The sequence below is a fragment of the Enterobacter sp. HG048 genome (genome assembly GCF_024702055.1).
GTDB lineage: Bacteria > Pseudomonadota > Gammaproteobacteria > Enterobacterales > Enterobacteriaceae > Enterobacter > Enterobacter dykesii.
Map to the genome: position 1 here is coordinate 16,484 of NZ_JANLIZ010000005.1, position 18,929 is coordinate 35,412.

General features: G+C 56.2%; 19 protein-coding genes. 8 read left to right on the forward strand and 11 right to left on the reverse strand.

The genetic code is table 11. The annotated features are described in order from the left end of the window. The first annotated feature begins 43 nt into the window (after window positions 1–43). Entirely contained in the window at window positions 44–1,432 is a 1,389-nt protein-coding gene (locus NUX24_RS08430; RefSeq protein WP_257830906.1) for a PLP-dependent aminotransferase family protein, read from the forward strand. A 41-nt stretch (window positions 1,433–1,473) separates the two neighbouring features. Here NUX24_RS08430 and NUX24_RS08435 read toward each other — a convergent pair whose 3' ends face one another. Continuing rightward, on the reverse strand, window positions 1,474–1,635 hold the full coding sequence (locus NUX24_RS08435; protein ID WP_193805122.1) for a DUF1127 domain-containing protein: 162 nt from the start codon (window positions 1,633–1,635) through the stop codon (window positions 1,474–1,476). A gap of 176 nt (window positions 1,636–1,811) precedes the next feature. Between NUX24_RS08435 and NUX24_RS08440 the strand changes: the two genes are divergently transcribed. Next, window positions 1,812–3,227, forward strand: a complete 1,416-nt coding sequence (locus NUX24_RS08440) for a PLP-dependent aminotransferase family protein (RefSeq protein WP_257830910.1) — start codon at window positions 1,812–1,814, stop codon at window positions 3,225–3,227. Window positions 3,228–3,325: 98 nt separating this feature from the next. Here NUX24_RS08440 and foxA read toward each other — a convergent pair whose 3' ends face one another. Together foxA and NUX24_RS08450 are read right to left on the reverse strand one after the other, a co-directional pair. Further along, on the reverse strand, window positions 3,326–5,416 hold the full coding sequence (gene foxA, locus NUX24_RS08445; protein WP_257830912.1) for a ferrioxamine B receptor FoxA: 2,091 nt from the start codon (window positions 5,414–5,416) through the stop codon (window positions 3,326–3,328). Window positions 5,417–5,555: 139 nt separating this feature from the next. Next, window positions 5,556–6,509 carry an AraC family transcriptional regulator gene (locus tag NUX24_RS08450; protein ID WP_257830914.1) on the reverse strand — a complete coding sequence of 318 codons (954 nt, stop codon included), beginning with the start codon at window positions 6,507–6,509 and terminating at the stop codon, window positions 5,556–5,558. Window positions 6,510–6,767: 258 nt separating this feature from the next. Here NUX24_RS08450 and NUX24_RS08455 point away from each other — a divergent pair, with 258 nt between their 5' ends. Further along, on the forward strand, window positions 6,768–6,953 hold the full coding sequence (locus NUX24_RS08455; RefSeq protein ID WP_042717348.1) for a hypothetical protein: 186 nt from the start codon (window positions 6,768–6,770) through the stop codon (window positions 6,951–6,953). 38 nt (window positions 6,954–6,991) lie between these two features. On the opposite strand, the gene NUX24_RS08460 is transcribed toward NUX24_RS08455, so the two are convergent. Continuing rightward, complete coding sequence (locus NUX24_RS08460; RefSeq protein ID WP_257830919.1) at window positions 6,992–8,113, reverse strand: cupin domain-containing protein; 1,122 nt, start codon at window positions 8,111–8,113, stop codon at window positions 6,992–6,994. A gap of 135 nt (window positions 8,114–8,248) precedes the next feature. Continuing rightward, window positions 8,249–8,851, reverse strand: coding sequence for an ATP-dependent Clp protease proteolytic subunit (locus NUX24_RS08465; RefSeq protein WP_024909504.1), 603 nt, complete (start codon window positions 8,849–8,851; stop codon window positions 8,249–8,251). A gap of 88 nt (window positions 8,852–8,939) precedes the next feature. Between NUX24_RS08465 and NUX24_RS08470 the strand changes: the two genes are divergently transcribed. Further along, the gene (locus NUX24_RS08470) at window positions 8,940–9,335 is read left to right on the forward strand and encodes a VOC family protein (RefSeq protein ID WP_214577121.1); all 396 of its coding nucleotides are present in this window, start codon (window positions 8,940–8,942) and stop codon (window positions 9,333–9,335) included. A 124-nt stretch (window positions 9,336–9,459) separates the two neighbouring features. Continuing rightward, entirely contained in the window at window positions 9,460–10,707 is a 1,248-nt protein-coding gene (locus tag NUX24_RS08475; protein WP_257830925.1) for a hypothetical protein, read from the forward strand. A 41-nt stretch (window positions 10,708–10,748) separates the two neighbouring features. Here the strand turns inward: NUX24_RS08475 and NUX24_RS08480 are convergent, their stop codons facing one another. Together NUX24_RS08480 and NUX24_RS08485 are read right to left on the reverse strand one after the other, a co-directional pair. After that, window positions 10,749–12,143 (reverse strand): MFS transporter, encoded by a 1,395-nt coding sequence (locus NUX24_RS08480; RefSeq protein WP_257830928.1) that lies wholly within the window; start codon window positions 12,141–12,143, stop codon window positions 10,749–10,751. 62 nt (window positions 12,144–12,205) lie between these two features. After that, entirely contained in the window at window positions 12,206–13,282 is a 1,077-nt protein-coding gene (locus NUX24_RS08485) for a cellulase family glycosylhydrolase (RefSeq protein ID WP_257830930.1), read from the reverse strand. A gap of 185 nt (window positions 13,283–13,467) precedes the next feature. Between NUX24_RS08485 and NUX24_RS08490 the strand changes: the two genes are divergently transcribed. Then, window positions 13,468–14,475, forward strand: a complete 1,008-nt coding sequence (locus NUX24_RS08490; RefSeq protein WP_257830932.1) for a LacI family DNA-binding transcriptional regulator — start codon at window positions 13,468–13,470, stop codon at window positions 14,473–14,475. On the opposite strand, the gene fosA is transcribed toward NUX24_RS08490, so the two are convergent. Next, window positions 14,461–14,886 carry a FosA/FosA2 family fosfomycin resistance glutathione transferase gene (fosA, locus tag NUX24_RS08495; RefSeq protein WP_257830934.1) on the reverse strand — a complete coding sequence of 142 codons (426 nt, stop codon included), beginning with the start codon at window positions 14,884–14,886 and terminating at the stop codon, window positions 14,461–14,463. The genes NUX24_RS08490 and fosA overlap by 15 nt on opposite strands. A 199-nt stretch (window positions 14,887–15,085) precedes the next feature. Here fosA and trpS point away from each other — a divergent pair, with 199 nt between their 5' ends. Next, a complete protein-coding gene (gene trpS / locus NUX24_RS08500; RefSeq protein WP_257830937.1) occupies window positions 15,086–16,087 on the forward strand; it encodes a tryptophan--tRNA ligase in 1,002 nt (333 codons plus the stop codon). An 86-nt stretch (window positions 16,088–16,173) separates the two neighbouring features. On the opposite strand, the gene NUX24_RS08505 is transcribed toward trpS, so the two are convergent. The 3 genes from NUX24_RS08505 to NUX24_RS08515 form a co-directional block, all read right to left on the reverse strand. Continuing rightward, window positions 16,174–16,437 carry a hypothetical protein gene (locus NUX24_RS08505; protein ID WP_096927824.1) on the reverse strand — a complete coding sequence of 88 codons (264 nt, stop codon included), beginning with the start codon at window positions 16,435–16,437 and terminating at the stop codon, window positions 16,174–16,176. Further along, window positions 16,412–16,942 carry a DUF2778 domain-containing protein gene (locus NUX24_RS08510; protein ID WP_023295850.1) on the reverse strand — a complete coding sequence of 177 codons (531 nt, stop codon included), beginning with the start codon at window positions 16,940–16,942 and terminating at the stop codon, window positions 16,412–16,414. Before NUX24_RS08510 ends, NUX24_RS08505 begins: the two co-directional genes overlap by 26 nt. Before the next feature lie 167 nt (window positions 16,943–17,109). After that, window positions 17,110–17,577, reverse strand: a complete 468-nt coding sequence (locus NUX24_RS08515) for a type I toxin-antitoxin system SymE family toxin (RefSeq protein ID WP_257830941.1) — start codon at window positions 17,575–17,577, stop codon at window positions 17,110–17,112. A 300-nt stretch (window positions 17,578–17,877) separates the two neighbouring features. Here NUX24_RS08515 and NUX24_RS08520 point away from each other — a divergent pair, with 300 nt between their 5' ends. Further along, window positions 17,878–18,747: a phosphorothioated DNA-binding restriction endonuclease gene (locus tag NUX24_RS08520; protein ID WP_257831152.1), complete on the forward strand. Its 870-nt coding sequence runs from the start codon at window positions 17,878–17,880 to the stop codon at window positions 18,745–18,747. Window positions 18,748–18,929: the final 182 nt, after the last annotated feature.

An 18,929-nucleotide genomic window follows, 5' to 3' on the forward strand; every position in this document is an offset into this window, starting at 1 on the left:
TGACATAGTAAAAAGACACAAAAAGCGTGAAATGAGGTAGGACATGAAGCCGGGCTATCACGAGATTTATTCCCGCTATCGCGACAACATCACGCGCGGCGTGCTGAAGCCGGGCGACAGGGTGCCTGCTATCCGCGTGCTGGCGGAAGAGCTGAAGGTGGCGCGTAAAACCGTCGAAACGGCGTATGCCATTCTGACGGGGGAAGGGTATCTGGTGAGCCAGGGCGCGCGCGGCACGCGGGTGAATCCGGATCTTCTGCTGCCCGCGCAGAACGCCTCCGCGGAACAGCCCACCGGCACGCTCCCGGCATCGCTCATCAGCCAGCGGGAACGAGCTGGGTTTCTGCGTCCCGGCATCCCTGCCCTCGACAGCTTTCCGTATAAAAAATGGCTGCTGCTGGCAGGCCAGGCGACGCGCGCCATGCGTCAGGAGGAGATGCTCAACCCGCCGGTGCTAGGCTGGTATCCTCTGCGCCAGGCCATCGCCAGCTATCTCAACATCTCGCGCGGGCTCTCCTGCAGCGCCGAGCAGGTGCTGATCACCAGCGGCTACAGCGGCAGCCTGCGGTTGATCCTCGACACGCTTGCCAGCCGCAGCGACAAGGTGGTGTTTGAAGATCCGGGCTATTTTATGGGCCAGCAGTTGCTCAAGCGGATCGTGCCGCGCCTGCACACGGTACCGGTCGATCGCTGCGGTATCGACACGGAATACCTGCTCCGTCACCATCGCGATGCGCGTTTTGCCATCGTCACCCCGTCGCACCAGAGCCCGCTGGCGGTCACCCTCTCGCTGCCGCGCAAGCAGCAGCTGCTCGACTGGGCCAGCCAGAACGAGGCGTGGATTATCGAAGACGATTACGACGGGGAGTTTCACTACACCCGCAAGGTGCTGCCGTCGCTGAAAAGCCTGGACCAGCACGACCGGGTGATTTTTATGGGCACCTTCAGTAAAACCATCATGCCGTCGCTGCGCATGGGCTACGTGGTGATGCCCGCCAGCACCGTCGGGGCCTTTACCGACTGCGCGGACATTACCACCAGCGGCCAGCCGGTGCTGACGCAAAAGATCCTCACCGCGTTTCTCAACGAAGGGCATTTTTTCCGTCACCTGAAAAAGATGCGCGCGCTGTATCAGACCCGCCGCGACTGGATGATTGCCGCCCTGCGCGAGGTGTATGGCGATCTGTTTTTCACCGAGCAAAACGACGGCGGGATGCATATCGTGGCGTTCCTGACCAAAGGCAGCGGTGACCGGGAGATCGCCCGCTGCTGGCAGGAACAGCAGCTGCAGGTCAATGCGCTTTCGGAGTGGTATCGCGGGTCGGGCAAACGCTACGGGCTGGTGATGGGTTATAACAACGTGCGGTCGTATGAAGAGGCGGTGGAGTTGCTGGAAAGGCCGAAGCGGCAGACGCTTGCGCTGTTGAGCTGAACATCGCCGGGTGCGCTACGCTCGCCCGGCGATGACGTGGCTCATACATCATATCGCGACAACCCGACGTCCTTGAGCTGCTCGTCGCTCATCCGGCTCAGGATGCGGCGGGTGCGGTTGATGCGATACCAGTTGCAGATCGTTTTGCCGATCCAGACAAACACGACAAACGGACGTTTTGAACGATTTTCGTAGAATTCCATGATGCTCTCCTCGCTGTACCAGTGGGGTTATCATCCTGGAAATCGACCTGTGCAATACAGACTCAAAAACACCTTTTGTTTAACATACAGATCCGCTAAAACAGTATCTGCATGCCAATTTTTACGGCAATCTGTACTGGTTTTACAATCTGTATGGTGAAAACAAAGGATACAGCATGACGCGCTATCAACATCTGGCCAACCTTCTGGCAGAACGCATTGAACAAGGGCTGTATCGCAGCGGCGAACGTCTGCCGTCGGTGCGCACGCTGAGCCAGGAGCACGGCGTGAGCATCAGCACCATACAGCAGGCCTATCAGATCCTTGAAAATCTCCAGCTGATCACCCCTCAGCCACGCTCCGGCTATTTTGTCTCACAGCGCAAGGCCCAGCCGCCGGTTCCGGCCATGACGCGCCCGGTGCAGCGCCCCGTGGACGTTACCCAGTGGGATGAGGTGATGATGCTGCTGGACGCCCGCGCCGACAAAGAGATGATTTCGTTTGGCGGCGGCTCGCCGGACATTAACCAGCCGAGCCTGAAGCCCCTGTGGCGCGAGATGAGCCGCATCGCGCAGCATAACCCTGCCGAGATGCTGAGCTATGACGTGCTCGACGGCCGCCTGGAGCTGCGCGAGCAGATCGCCCGCCTGATGCTGGACGGCGGCTCGACCGTGGCAGCGAACGAGATTGTCATCACCAATGGCTGCCACGGCGCGCTGTCGATTGCCCTGCTCTCGGTGTGCAAGCCGGGAGATATCGTGGCGGTGGAGTCGCCGTCGTTTCACGGCACCATGCAGATGCTGCGCGGGTTTGACATCAAGGCGATTGAAATTCCTACCGATCCCGAGACCGGGATCAGCATCGAGGCGTTAGAGCTGGCGCTGGAGCAGTGGCCGATCAAGGCCGTTATCCTGGTGCCCAACTGCAATAACCCGCTCGGGTTTATCATGCCGGAAGCGCGGAAAAAGCAGGTGCTGGCCCTCGCCCAGCGGCACGATATCGTGATTGTCGAGGATGATATATACGGCGAGCTGGCGGCGGAGTACCCGCGCCCGCGCACCATTCATTCGATGGATATCGACGGCCGCGTGATCCTCTGCAGCTCGTTTACCAAAACCGTGGCGCCGGGCCTGCGCGTCGGCTGGATTGTGCCAGGACGCTACTACGACCGGGTGATGCACATGAAATACGCCGCCGGTGGGTTTAACGTGCCGGGCACGCAGATGGCGGTGGCAGCGTTTATTCGCGACGGCCATTACCATCGCCACGTGCGCCGTATGCGTCAGATTTACCAGCAGAATATGGAAACCTACACCTGCTGGGTGCGGCAGTATTTTCCGGCAGAGATTTGCGTCACGCGCCCGCAGGGCAGCTTCCTGCTATGGATTGAGCTGCCGGAAAACGTGGATATGGTGTGCGTCAGCAAGCAGCTGTGTCGGCTGAAGATTCAGGCCGCGGCCGGGTCGCTGTTTTCCGCCTCCGGGAAGTACCGCAACTGTCTGCGGATCAACGTGGCGCTGCCGCCAACGGACAAAAATCGCGAGGCGCTGAAGAAGATGGGTGAAGCGATTGTGATTGCGATGGAGGAGTAGTGCGGTTTTTTGCCGGGTGGCGGCTTCGCCTTACCCGGCCTACATCTTATCGCCCGTAGGCCCGGTAAGCGAAGCGCCACCGGGCGCTGGCTAACGGCTCAGAACTTCCACGAAACGCTGCCCAAGATGCTGCGTTCTGCGCCAAAGTAGCAGTAGGAAAGCGAGTTACACGCCGCCACGTACCGCTTGTCCGTCAGGTTGTTGACGTTCAGCTGCGCGCTGACCCCCATCAGCCCAATCTTTGACAGGTCGTACCCCACCACCATATCAATCAGCGTATACGACGGCAGCGTATGGGTGTTCTGACGATCGCTGGTGACGCCGTTCACATAGCGTACGCCAGAACCCACGGTCAGGCCGTCAAGCGGACCCGTTTTGACGTCGTAGCTCAACCAGGCGCTGGCCATGTTACGCGGGGCATAAACCGCGCGTTTTCCCTGCTCTTCCGGGCTACTTTTCTTATAGCGAATGTCGGTATAGGTATACGCGGCCTGCATGCGCAGGCTGTCCGTCAACTGTCCAATCGCTTCCAGCTCAACCCCTTCGGACTCAATTTCGCCGATCGAACGGTACGGATCGGTTGGCTCCTCCTTGGTGGCGATGTTCTTCTGATTGATACGGAACACCGAGGCGCTGAACTGGCTGTTCATCCCCTCAGGCTCATATTTCACCCCGGCTTCCCACTGCTTGCCCTTCATCGGCTCCAGGATATTGCCCTGCTCGTCTGCAAAGCTGGTCGGCGTAAAGGCGGTTGAGTAGCTCACGTAGGGTGCCACGCCGTTATCAAACAGATACAGCAGCGCCGCGCGACTGCTGACGTTGTGCTTATCCAGATCGCTGCGGGTATGGTTAAAGCTGTCGATATTCGACACGCTGACCCGGTCGTAACGCCCGCCTAGCGTCAGACGCCAGCGATCCAGGGACATCTGATCCTGCAGGTAATACCCCGTCTGGCGCAGCTTGTGCTTTTCCTGGCTGTACTGCGTAATATAATCCGGCTTCGCGCCATAGACCGGATTGAAGGCGTCGATCGGCGGAAATCCGCCGTAATAACCCGTCACGTTATTCGTGCGATCCTGGTAATCCATCCCGATCAGCACGCGGTGGTTCACCGCCCAGGTGTCAAAGCTGCCGTCGATCTGGTTATCCAGCGTGATGGCATTCATCTTCTCGTCGGATCCCGAATAGCCGCGGTTAAGCTCGGTTTCATTCAGCCAGCCTGCGGCATAAACCTGGTTCAATTCCACTTTGGTATGCGCATAGCGCAGCTTCTGACGCACCGACCAGCCGCTGTCAAACATGTGCTCAATGTTGTAGCCCACCATGTTTTCACGACGATCGTATTTGTCATAATCATCCTCGCCTTCAAAGAAGGTGTTGGAGATTTTCTTGCCGTAGTGCGGTACGACAGTCCCTTCATACGGCAGGCCCGAGTGGCTGCCGCCTTCCGGATCGCGGTGCAGATAGGCCATCAGTTCCAGACGGGTATTGTCAGTGATGCGCCAGGTCAGGCTCGGCATCAGCGCGTAACGCTCTTCCTTCAGCGGATCGAATTGGGAATCGGCATAGCGGGTCATCCCGCTGAGGCGCACCGCCACGCGGTCGTTATCGTCAACCGCACCGGTGACGTCGAACATCGCCCCGCGCTGGTTATTGTTCCCGGCGAACAGCTTGATCTCCCCGCCCGGATCGAACGACGGTTTACGGGACGTAAGAGCCACAATCCCACCCGGCGATGAGCGCCCGTACAGCACGGAGGCCGGGCCGCGCACAACTTCTACGCTCTCAAGGAACCAAGGATCGATCGCCAGCGAGCTGTGGGAGTTGGTGTCTCCCATCATCTTCAGGCCATCGAGATAGATGTTATCCAGGCTGCCGTCGGAGAAGCCGCGCAGCACGATATAGTCGAAGCGGTTTGAGGCACCGATCTGATTACTGTAGACCCCCGGCGTGTAGCTCACCGCCTGACGCACGCTGGTTGCGCCCTGCTCCTCGAACTGCTCGCGCGTGACGATAGATACCGACTGCGGGGTTTCGATATCAGGGGTTTCAAGCTTAGTGGCCGCAGACTGCATTTGCGACGTCACCACCACTGTATCCGTTTTTTGGGCATCCTGCGCCAGCGCAGGAAAAACGACACTTCCGGTAACCCATCCCACCAGCAGTGCCAGACGCGTTTTAGCAAACATAACTCTCTCCAGAGATAATTCTTATTGTTAATAAGAATTATTACCTTTTTGAGAGAGCAAACGGCTATGCGTGCCGCCAGGTTACCTATGCGCGATGACAAACCGCACGGGAAGCGTTAGCAGGAAAGGGAAAAGTGCATTACTGCGTTTTACGTACCTCACCGGGCGAAATACCGTAGCGGCGACGATATGCGGTAGAGAAATTTGTGGCATGCTGGTAGCCGCACATCCACGCCGCCTGCTGTACGCTATAGCCTTCCAGCAGATAGCGCCGGGCCAGCGCGAGACGACAGTCGCGGAGATAATCAAACAGCGTGCAGCCATAGCGCTGGCGGAACTTGCTGCGCAGGCTGCTTTGGCTCATTGCCGCGAGGGCGGCTAGCTCGGCAAGGGAGTGATTCTGCTCAGGCGACTGTTCCAGCATGCACCGTACGCGTTCCAGACGCGCATGCTCCGGTCGACAGGGACGGTGTTGCTGGTACTGATTCAGGCCATGGCCAAGCAGCTGATACATCAGCCCCTCTAGCAGCAGTCTGCGTGATAACGCGCATACGCCCTGCTGCTGTGCATGCTGAATGCCGGAGAGCACGAATCCGGGAACGTGCCAGACAACGGCAGGCGCATTCCGGCTTTGCCACTCCAGCAGCAATGTTTCCAGCAGGCTTTCACGCCTGGCGTCATTCGGGTACACGCCAAACGAGAGCGTCTTCAGGGTACTGTCCGCATCGTGCCGCGCGCTCATAATCTGCTCTTCACTGAGGCAGGCGCTGAAGGCCATACCCGACCGCACGACATACTCGTTACCGCGGAGCGTTAGCGTGACGCACCCTTCCAGCACGACCAGCATATAGAGCGGGCTCCTGTGGCGAGAGGTCGTTTCGTAAGGTTGTAACACGCGAACGTCGGAGTGGGTCAGGGAAACGCCCGAGGAGAGCGTCATCTCTTCCACGTCCCCCTGGAGAACGGGACTGCGGGTGGCGACTGCATCTTTTAGCTGGGGAAAACGATAGTCGATGCCATAGCGCTCGCCGAATAGCTGAAAATCCTCAACAAAAAACAGGCGTTTCGCTGATGTATTTTCACTCTGGAGCATAATGCCACGCCTGCATGGGGAAAAGGACAGGTCAAACAGTACCATTCACAGGGGATGGCGGCAATCTCTGGGCTTAACGGGATTATGCACCCGTATAAGTCGAAAGATTATTACTGCCCATAAGGAAGAAAATATCCCCTTTTCATTTTCGTACCCGTTGAAAATGAGAGAAATAAAAAATTAAGAATGAGATGAATTATTACCGGATGGTTATTTCTCTTTCATAATTAAATTAACGCAACCAACGAGGAGGTATTTATGACGATTCGCAATAATCGGACAGAAATTTCACTGGCTCTTGGTGAAGCGGTATTAGACATCGTCCAGAAAGGCCATGAAGTGTCGCGAGCAAATCTGGCGCAGGCGATGAAAATAAAAGCTGAAAAAGAGCGCGATGACGAACGACTTCTGAACTACTGGAAGGCGTGTAATATGCTGGTCTAAACGAGGCGGCGTTGAGCCTCACTCAACGCCGCCCTCCACTACTCGTCGAAGTACCAGTACCCCTGGTTAATCAGCCCGGTAAGCTCTTCAACAAACGCCGGGTTTTTCAGCGCATCGCCCAACTCGGCCAGACCGAGTTCGGTGTAGCGGCACAGCGCATCCGCGCCCTTCGCGTCTACCGTCTCCAGCTGTTCGCTGTTGATAAAGAAGCTACCGTTAACGTTCAGCACGCGCAGGCCACTCAGGCGAGACAACGTTTCGCCGCCCTGCAGCGCGTCCAGCACCTCTTCCGGCGCGTACGGCGGCTCGGCGGCGGCGATATCAAGCTCGTGGCGCGGCGTCGAGACAAAGCTACCGAACCACTTCGTGAAATCATCAGGCTTACCGATCATGTCGATCATCATCTGACGAATGCGATCGAGCTCGTACTGCTCCACGCGGCCCGGGTGTTCGCGACAGGTCAGATCCGGATCGCTGTAGTGCTCGCCGCCCAGATCGTTTTCCAGCGCATAATCGGCGAAGCTGCTGATCAGATCGCGACCGTTCGGCCCTCGGAAACCGACGGAGTAGTTGAGCGCCGTCTCATGGGTAAAGCCGTCGTGCGGGAATCCAGGCGGGATGTAGAGGATATCGCCCGGGGCCAGATCCTCGTCGATAATCGGCTCGAACGGATCCACGTGCAGCAACGCCGGATGCGGGCAGAACTGACGCATCGGCAGCTTGTCACCCACGCGCCAGCGGCGGCTGCCCATCCCCTGAATGATAAACACGTCGTACTGGTCGATATGCGGACCCACGCCGCCGCCCGGCACGGAGAAGGAGATCATCAGGTCATCCAGACGCCAGTCCGGCAGAACGCGGAACGGACGCACCAGCTCCGCTGCGGGCATATGCCAGTGGTTCACCGCCTGCGCCAGCAGCGACCAGCCGGTTTCGCCCAGATCGTCAAAGTGCTCAAACGGACCATTGCTGGCCTGCCATTTGCCGTTGAAATGGCTCACCAGACGGCTATCGACTTCCGGCTCCATCGCCAGCCCTGCCAGCTCGTCCGGGGTAATCGGGTCGACAAAGTTCGGGAAGGCATTTTTCAGCACTACGGGTTGTTTTTGCCAGTATTTCTCAAGAAATTCCGGCCAGTTCAGGTTCAGTTGATACGCCATGGGTAGCACCAGTGAGAGGGGAAACAGGCGCGATTATAGGCAAGAAGGCGGAGGGGGAACTTGTCATGGGTCAAACGAGGGCGTGTAGGTCGGGTAAGGCGAAGCCGCCATCCGACTCAAACACGCCGCGAAAACTTAATCCAGCTTCAGCTCGTCATAATGGGTAATCAGTTTGCCCACGATGCCGTAGTCCAGCGCTTCTGCCGGAGACATCCAGAAGTTGCGATCGGTGTCTTTTTTCACTTTTTCCAGCGGCTGGCCGGTCGCGTCGGCGATCAGCTTGTTCACGCGATCCAGCATGCGGATGATCTCGCGCGCTTCGATCTCAATATCCGTTGCCTGACCGCGCACGCCGCCCAGCGGCTGGTGGATCATAAAGCGGGTATTTGGCAGCGAGTAGCGGTGCTCTTTCTTCGCCGCCAGGAAGATGGTGATCCCGGCGCTCGCCACCCAGCCGGTGCCGATGACGTGCACTTCCGGGCGGATGAACTTGATGAAGTCGTGGATGGTATCGCCCGCTTCCACGTGGCCGCCCTGGCTGTTGATGTACAGCTTGATCGGATCGTTGCTGACGCTTTGCAGCAGGATCATCTGGGTGATGACCTTCTGCGCCAGCTCCTGGTTGATCTCACCGGAGATCACAATCGAACGGGACTCCAGCAGTTTTTGCTGCAGAGCGCCCGCGCCGTTTGACCCTTCCGCTTTTTCCTTGTCGCTTTCTTTCAGTGTGTAGTGCATTGTTATGTCCTCAGCTTGTAGCGCTCAAAACCAGAGTGTAGCCTGTTTTACCGGTGAAAGTCCTCACAGACAAATAACGAGAGAGCTGATGAATATTGCCCATGTCGCACTCTGGACCCGCAGCCTGAACGCCCAGGTTCAGTTCTGGGAAACGGTTTTTAATGGCCGCAGTAACGAACGCTACGTCAGTAAAAATCGTCCCGGTTTCGAATCACACTTTATTACGCTGGATAACGGGCCGACCATCGAGCTGATGACGCTGCCGGATCTGCCGGATGCTCCTGCCCACCCGGAGTTTATCGGCTGGGCGCATATCGCCATCAACGTCGGCAGCAAAGCGCAGGTCGACAGCATGGCCGAGCGGGCGCAGGCAAACGGCACGCTGCTCAGCGCACCGCGCATGACCGGAGATGGATTTTATGAAGCGGTCATTGCCGATCCGGACGGAAACCGGATTGAGCTTGTGGGTGAGTCCACCGGTTAAGCGATCGTCACTGTTCTGTACAATGCAGAAAGGAAACGCCCTCGATTTTTATCACATATTTTGGGGGCTGGAAATTAAGGCTTATCACGTCTTATGATGCCCCTAAACAAAGGGGGCATCCAGGATGAAGGCCGATTTTCTAAAAATCATTAACCGTAAAATTTTCATTGCCATTATAACCTCGTCCACTTTCGTGACAGGGTGTACATTTAGCGTCATATGGTTCTATCTCGCTAACATTGATCGGCTGGATATACTTTATGATGCGCTGAGCGTGACTAGCGCCCTCGGCATTATATTTGGTTTCACTCTGCTTTCCCTGTTCGGCTTCAGTATCGTTATATTTATTTCGTCTTTCTTACTGTATTTAATCTTCTTATCGAATGAACAATCCTTAAAGCATTATGATGGTTTACCCTCACGACTCGCGAATGTGAGTCTGGTAAATAGCATCATGATTTGCATTGTGTTTATCAGTAGCATTAGTGTTTATTATTTTCTTAACTGGAACGGACCTGGAGTTACAATAGTGGCAATCGGTCTGCTTCTGTTAACGACATGGAGTATGTCGAGATGGCAAATTTTCACCCCTGCGTATGTTAAAATTGATGACACGCTGGAAAAGAAATACCTTAAAACATGGCCGATTAAGTTCGGGTTACCTGCGTTATTGCTCATTCCTGCGTGTGTTCAAGTCCTCCCTCTTCTGTTCGTGACCAGCCAGCTTGATTTTAACAGTGAAACGAGCATGCTCGCGCAATTAGCCATTTTCACCGGCCTGTCAGTGGTCCTGGCCGTGGTCGGCATTTTCCCTGGGATGATCCTCGTAAGTGAACAGAAAAACATCATCCAGATGATAACCACAATAGTGATTGTCATTCCGGCCCTAGTGTTTCTGATGACGATTTTCTTTAGACCCACTCCGAACTTGATTATCAACATGACCCTCAATCTTTCAGGCATCAGTGACTGGCGTACTCACCAGTATTACATCGAGACACAGACGCATCCACACGCCATGTTTGACGGAGCAACGTGGAACACCCGTTACTATAAAGATATCCCGTCAAGATTTTTTATCACTGGGGTAAATATCTTTTCACTGGGTAATATACAGCTCATATGCCCAGACCAGATTAACGCAGCAAGATCGGCAAGTCTGAAAACAACGGCGGATGATTTCGAGGCTTATGATCTCCGTATTAAAGCGCTGAAGCGAACAGCCATGAAATGTATCCCATTCAAAAAAGAACAGATCCATCAATGGGATTCACCGATCTCCGAACCTGTATTTTATCAAAAAGTAAAATCGACAAGCAGTAATAGCATTCTGGATCTCCTGAAGGAGATAAAACCGCCACACGCATCGTAATATAAGAGACCAGACACCTGCCATGCCGGTGTCTGGCAGCATTAATTTACCTGCATAGGACGAAGGCCCTGCTCTTCGCTACCCCGCTCCCCTTCCCTAATCAACCTGCGCGCCGCCAGCAGCCGACAAATCTCCGCGTGCTTCTCCTCGGTAAAGGTAAAGCGCGACATAAAGCCCATTCGGATCAGCGACCCTATCGCTGGCAGCAGACAAATCCCGAAGAACAGCCCCGACAGCACGCCTTCGCTCTGGATTTGCGCCTGCGGCACGTAGCCGATCATCGTCAGAAACACGCCGATTAACCCGCCGCCCACCGCCACCGACATCTTGCCGGTAAAGGTCTGCCCGGAGAAGGTGATCGCCGCGCAGCGCTTGTGGGTGTGGTACTCCGCGTACTCGATGGTGTCGGCAATCATCGACGAGGTGAGGATGTTGGTCATCATCACGAACAGCGTGCTCAGGCCGAGCAGAATAAACAGCATCGTCACCTGCTGATACCCGACAAACCACATCACCACGCGCACCGCCACGTCCAGCCCGCAGAGGATCATAAACAGCTTCCGCTTCTGCATCCGCCTCGTCAGCATCGGCGCGACCAGGCACAGCACCGCCGCCACGATCCCCATCACGCCAATCGCCATCTGCAGGCTGCCGTCGCCCAGGTTGTTGATAAAGAAGTAGATATAGAGACCGCCCGCCACGTTGTGGAACACGCAGAAAAAGAACGACAGCAGGACGATAAACAGCGGCTTGTTCTGGCGCAGGTTGTGGAAGGTATCGCGAATGGTCACCTTTTCCGGGCTCGGCGGCACGCGCTCTTTGATCTGCATAAAGCCGTTGAGCATCAGCGGCAGGCCCACCAGCATCATCACCAGCGCCGCCATAAAGTAGCCTTTGTCATTGCTGTACTGTGCAAAATAGGCCGCCAGCTTCGGGAAGAAGATGTTGGCGCAGGCAATCCCCGCGTTCACCCCGAGCATCGCCGCCGTTACCGCGCGGGTGCGCTGCCCGGAGTCGTTGGTCATCACCGACGACATCGACCAGAACGGGATATCGGAGATGGCGTACAGCGTCCCCCACAGGATGTAGGTCACCCCGGCGTAGAGGATTTTGGTGGTCATGTCCGCTTCGATTTTATAGAACGACAGCAGCGTGACGCCGGTGATCAGCAGCGGGGCGATCAGCAAAAAGTGGCGAAACTTGCCGAACCGGCTGTTAATGGTGTCCATAATGCTGGCAAACAGCGGATCGTGAACCGCGTCCCAGGCGCGGGCAATCAGGAAGATGGTGCTCGCCGCCAGCGCCGAGATCCCCAGCACGTCGGTGTAAAAATAGTTAATAAACGAACCCACTAAACCAAAGCTAAAACACTGACCTAAACCATAACCAAAATAGGACCACAGCTCGCGAGACGGTATTTTCATTGTCGTTGCCATTGTTAAATGCCTGCCTGGTTGCCCGGCGGTGGTCCACCGGGTCGATATTATTAGCCCTTAACTTACGGGGCGATCTTGCGCAGCTGCTGCATTAATGCAATTTCACGGCGCGAGAACGGAATGCCGTTCTCCTCGAACACGTCGTGGAACCAGAGGCGGCAGTAGTCCGTGGACTCCTTCATCACCACCGGCCACGGCAGCCACGTCTGGGTTTTGCCGCGCACCAGCCCCCACTGGTACGGCGCGACCTTCGCCGCGTACATCAGCGGGAGCTGCTCTTCGATGGTGCTGCCCACGTGGCGCGCCAGCCATTCGGTGCAGAACAGCGGGCGACCGAGCTTTTGCAGCTGCTGAATAATCGCCGTCATGCGGCCGGTGTGGGTGTAGGCGTGGAAGCTCACCACGTCCGAGAGCGCCAGCGCGGTCTGGTCCAGCGGATGCTGAAAGAACGTCTCGCCCTCCTCTTCCGGCGGCAGGCGCCACGCGCAGACGGTGAGCGGCTGGGTTGGATCCTCCTCACGCACCCACCGGAACGCCAGCTTCATTAACTCGTGCGCGCAGGTCTCCAGCTTCGCGTCGTACTGCACCTCCTGCGTGCCGGTGGCGAAAATGCCGCGGTTGCCCGGCTCGTTATAGAGATCCCACAGCAGCACGCGCTTATCCTCGCGGAACTGGCGGACAACGTCGCGGATATAGCGCTCAATGTCTGCCCAGCAGTCAGGATCGCACACCCTGTCGCGCCCCGGACTCGCCGCCGCCTGGCTGTTGTGCTTGCCCGGCACGGGCGGCTTTTGCGGGCCGAGGTACGGCTCGTCGCCGGAGAAGCCGCAGTCGTCCATCAGGGTCAGCATGGTGCTGAAGCCATGACCGTCGGCCATCGTCAAAAAGCGATCGATGCGCGCCATCAGCCCGTCGCGGTCGTGCTCCCAGACGATAAACGGCAGGTTGATGCGCAGCGTGTTATAGCCCGCCTCCACCGCCCAGCCCAGCTCGCGGTCGATGGTTTCGGCATCGAAGGTTTCAGCCTGCCAGATATCGGTCCAGTTCACCGCCGTCGACGGCAGATAGTTAAACCCGCACAGCCAGCCTTTTTGCTGATACCACGCCTGTGCCTGCTCCCTACTCCACTGCTCTTTCATTACGCGTCCTCTTACTGATAATATTTAGCTAATAAATATTAGTTGCAGGATAAATGCGCAAATCATGGCGTGAAGAAAAGCGATGCCCCTCACAAAGTTCACGCTTCGATGAATGAGAAACGTGATCGACGGCGCGTAAGCGTGCGGTTAGGGTATGATGCGAAGTCGCGAAAGGGAGAGGACGGATGAAGCGAAAAACAAAAGTGACGATGAACGATATTGCGCGGGCGGCGGGCGTGTCGCAGGCGACGGTATCGCTGGTGCTTAACCAGTCCCGCAACATCAAGCTCAGCGACGACACCCGCCAGCGGGTGATAAGCGTGGCTACCGAGCTCGGCTACGACCGCCTCCCCGCCGTTCACGCCCCGCGCAACCAGGAGGAGATCGCCCTGCTGGTGAGCTCCATGCAGAGCTTCGACCCGTTTATCGACGCCATCAGCCAGGCGCGGGAAGCGGCGTGGCGCAACGAGACCCTGCTCACCGTCTACGACTATGGCGACGACATCGAGCTGGCGCTAAACATCATCCGCCAGCTGGAGAAGCGCAACTGCATCGGGATTATTCTCGCGTCTCCGGTCACCACGCTGGTAGACATGACGGCGTTTCAGGACTGCACCCGCATCCCGCTGGTGCTGCTCAACCAGCGCGACCCCGGCTCGCCGCTGCTGCCGTCGTTTATCCCGGACGACTACGCTAACGCCTTCCAGGTGACTAAACACCTCATCACCTGCGGGGCCACGCGCATCGCCCACATCACCGGCGAGAGCTGGATGGAGGCCTCGCGCCAGCGTCTGGCGGGCTACCAGGCGGCGCTGCAGCAGGCCGGACTCGCGTGCGACGACGACCTGGTGCGGCAGACCAACTGGCAGTTCAGCGAGTCCTTTACCGCGACGGCTTCGCTGCTGGAACTGGCCGAGCGCCCGGACGCCATCTTCTGCGCCAGCGACTGGCTGGCGATCGGCTGCTATCAGGCGCTGGCGGTGAACGGCGTGCGCATCCCGCAGGATATGCTGCTGGCGGGCTACGACGACCAGAAGATTTCCGAACAGCTCACCCCGCCGCTGACCAGTATCCAGTTACCCTACAGCGAGCTGGGACGGCTGGCGGTGGAGTACCTGTGCAATCAGGAAGATGCCGCCACGCACGTGACGCTGGCGGGCAGGCTGAAGGTGCGCGCCTCAAGCCTCGTCTGAGGTAAACACCATGCCCGCGTAGGGCTTCTCGCGACACGCCGCCAGCCGCGCGGCGAGGCTGCCCACGTGCAGCTCCAGCTTGTGCCCGTCCGGGTCGAGAAAATAGAACGACGCCCCCTCGCTTTTGTTCTGCTTCCAGACGGTGACGCCCGCCTGCTCCAGCCTTTGCGAGAAGGGTTCAAAATCTCCTTCCGCGACGGTAAACGCGTAGTGGGTGTAGTCGCTCTCCTGCGGCGGCACGTACTGGCGCGCCTCGTCGTACGACAGACAGACCCACAGATCGCCGCAGGTGAGATAGGCCCCGGTATTCCAGCGGGCGTGCAGGGTCAGGCCCAGCAGCTCGTGCCAGAAGGTGACGCTTTTTTGCAGGTCGCTGACCGCGAGGGTCAGATGGTTGAGAGATTGCAGCATGACGTGCCCTTTTGTTTTTCGCGCCGGACGTGATACGGTAAAAGCATGAACATAAACCACGCCGTGCTCACCGTAAACCGCTGGTGGCTGCCTTCTTAAAGGCGGCACGGAGTAGTTTTCCCCATTTTCAGATAGCCGCCGAAAGGCGGCTTTCTCACATCTAAGACCCCTTTCGGCATTACAACGTTAAGGAGTCCTTATGAACACGCAAACCATCCTCACCGGCGACCGCCCAACCGGCCCGCTGCACCTTGGCCATTTCGTCGGTTCGCTGCGCCAGCGCGTGGCGCTCCAGCAGACGCACAACCAGTTTGTGCTGATTGCCGACCTGCAGGGGCTGACCGACAACGGTAGCAACCCGCAGAAGATCCGCGACAACATCCCCGAAGTGCTGGCTGACTACCTCGCCGCCGGCATCGACCCGAACCTGACCACGATCTGCCTGCAGTCCGCCCTGCCCGCCCTCGCCGAGCTGACGATGCTGTATATGAACATTGTCACCGTCGCCCGCGTGGAGCGTAACCCGACGGTGAAAAACGAGATTGTGCAGAAGGGTTTCGCCCGCTCGCTGCCGGTCGGGTTTATGGCCTACCCCATCAGCCAGGCGGCGGACATCACCGCGTTTAAGGCCGAGTGCGTGCCCGTCGGCGACGACCAGCTGCCGATGATTGAGCAGACCAACGAGATTGTGCATAAGATGAACAGCCTGCTGCCCGCCCCGGTGCTGCGCCACTGCAAGGCGATGTTGAGCGACACCAGCCGCCTGCCCGGCATCGACGGCAGCGCCAAGATGTCGAAATCGCTGGGCAACACGCTGCACCTTTCGGCCAGCGAAGAGACGATCCATCGTGCGGTCAGCGCCATGTACACCGACCCGAACCACCTGAAGGTGAGCGACCCGGGGCAGATTGAGGGGAACGTGGTGTTTACGTACCTCGACGCGTTTCATCCGGACAAGGAGAAAGTGGCGGCGATGAAGGCGCGCTATCAGGCGGGCGGGCTGGGCGACCGGGCGTGCAAGAACGAGCTGGAGGGGTGTTTGCAGGAGCTGATTGCGCCGATGCGGGAGCGGAGGGCGATGTATATGCAGGATAAGGGCGAGCTGATGGCGATGCTGAAGCGCGGGACGGAGCGGGCGCAGGGGGTGACGCAGGAGACGTTGGGGGAGGTGAAGGTTGGGTTGGGGGTGCCGGTGTTTTGATGAGGTGAGTTGATTGAGGTTGGGCGGTGGAGTGTGGGATTGGCATTACGCCGCTTAATTGTTTTAGAAAGCGGCTGTGAAATATTTCATCCCTGCCTCAGATTGCATATCTTCCGAATGGCGAACATCAGTAGCGCGGTAACGACGACCATCATCCCACCCAACACCCACAGGAATGATGGGTCTGCTTCACCATCAGCAAACCCCAGACCGGTGCGATTTAAAAAATCATTGCTGGTTTGAGACAAGTAATCGAGCAAGCCTCCCAGAGGAAACAGGACGATAAAGAAGGAAGCAATGAGGCATGCCAGACCAATAAGGATATTATTTTTTAACTTTGCATGAAGCATAATCAGCCCTTCCTGTCACATCAATACGTCCATATGCCATCAACCCTTTACCACCAGGAACACGAATCTTCTTACGTGCAAGCAAAGATTGTCTGACCAGTTGAAAATCAGGGATATTATAGAACGTTATGCATCCCCACGACTCTCCCTCACCATTCGGCCTCAATGGATGAAGTCGAAATGAGCCTCTGTCGACCCCATTCACAAATACGTTATCAGCCATGGTCGAAGCATTAAACAAGCCGAACCATTCAGAATGATCGGTCCCGTTCTTGAAGTCTTTTACAAACCGCTCAACCCTATTAGCAATACTGCCTTCCGGTGCATCAACGATCCAGTACGTACCCACAGGTAATGCGGCATTCCTGATAAAGGCGCACTCTGCAATATTGGTTACGGGCTCTATCCCTGAAAAAACGGGAAACGTCCCAACACCATAAACGTGTAGTTTCAGCCTTCTTCCATCGGCTGAGACATCGTTGTAATCCATCCTACAAATCTGCATAGCAATCCTCCCTGTCGCTTTGCAGGGAATGTTACAACCGATTTATTGAGTGCACCAGCGGAGTTAGATAATTCATTTAAAAAAGGAAAAATACGGGCATGCTTATTCAAGCCCGTATTAATTTATCCTTTTACATGATCAATGTAGGGATGTTTTAGATATTATTCTTACTCTGCCAGACCATTTCCGCGCTTCACCATAGGTATATCTCCCGTATCATTTAGCGCCCCCGGAAACGTTTTTAACCACTGTGCAACTTTCTGTTTATTTATATTCACCACACTCATACCTTCCAGGCATCCCCATAATTCTCTTGTATGCTGTGGGGTAATCACAATGCAGTCTTTCATGGCGCGGATTTTCACTGGCATGCCGTTGATAAAGCCCGCGCGGGTTAACCACTCGCCGCCCAGGAGAAGGTATTTCATGTCTATGCGTGCATACAGTTCACAGCAGGCGGCACTGTCCTGCTGCGTTTCGGCGCGGGGATGGACGGGCGCCGCGTTGGGCGGGTTGCCGTGCAGACGGCGGGCGCTGTTTTTGCGTACCAGCTCGCGGTTTTCAATCATGCCGGTGAAAGCGTCTGATTCTGTTTTGCAAACAGTAAACTCTGGCTTAAAATTCGTCGCAGCCATTTTCAACTCCTTGTAAGTTGTTTGTGGTTAGCGGTATGGGGGTGTTGCAGCACCTTCATATCGCGAATTCTTCTTTAAATATATCTCGATACTTCCTTCGCCGTTCGGCGTAATTTATGGTGCTCATTATACAGGGCTGAATATAAATACAGCGGTTTTGGGTGGGGTAAATTTGGAATTTGCGAGGGGGATTCAGGAAATAGGGTTCTTTGCCGTAAAGTCATGTTTTTGTTGATTGCGGGTTGCCTGGTCTGGGTTTTGCGAGCATCATCGCAATTATTTACCTTCTTCCGTAACGCGATGGCTTCCAGCAAAACTCTCGAACAGGCAATTGCCGACATCACCATCTGGCGCAAAGGCGAACAGCGTGCGCCGCATAAACCTTTATTGCTTCTGTATGTGCTTGCGAACTATCAGCAGGGGCATGCGCGACTGTTTGATTACGGAACCGAGGTTCACGAGCAGCTGCTTAGCCTGTTAGAACGCTTTGGCCCACAGCGGAAGGCGCATTACCCAAATATGCCCTTCTGGCGACTCAAAGGGGACGGATTTTGGGATCTTCAGAACACTGAGTTCTGTTCGACCACTGGCAGTAAGCAACCGCCTGTTAAAGAACTTGTAGAACATAACGTCGCAGGCGGGTTTGATGAAGAACACTTTGCGTTGTTGAGTAAGAACAAAAATCTCATCGGCTCGCTGGCGCAGCAGATCCTTGAAGCACATTTTCCGGAAAGCATTCAGGAAGAGATCGCAGATGAGATGGGATTTGATATCCACCAGATCCGTAAGGTTCGCGATCCGCTGTTCCGCCAGCAGGTGTTGCGTGCTTATAACTATGAGTGCGCAATCTGTGGATTTAACATGCGGCATGATAACGCCTCCATTGGACTCGAAGCTGCGCATATCAAGTGGAAGCAGTTTGGCGGGCCGTGTGAGATCCCGAATGGACTGGCGCTGTGTGCGATTCATCATAAGGCGTTTGATAAGGGATCGATTGGACTAGATGAGAGTATGCGGGTGCTGGTGTCTGAGGCGGTGAATGGGGGCGGGATTGTTGGGCGGCTGTTCTGGGATTTTGCCGGGAAGCAGATTGCGCTACCAATGGTGAAAGGGAACTATCCAGGAGTGGGGTTCGTGGAGTGGCATCGGAGGGAGGTGTTTAGAGGATGAGTGCGAAGGCCGGACTCGCACATTAAAATTAACCCCTTGATTTAAAATCAACAAAAACAAACTCATTGTTTGTGTACCAACACAGATACCAACACATAAATTCATTGGATTTGGGACTCGAATCGGGGCAAAGCCAAGTGAACAAAAATCCCCCTAAGAGTAGATGATACAGATAAAGATGA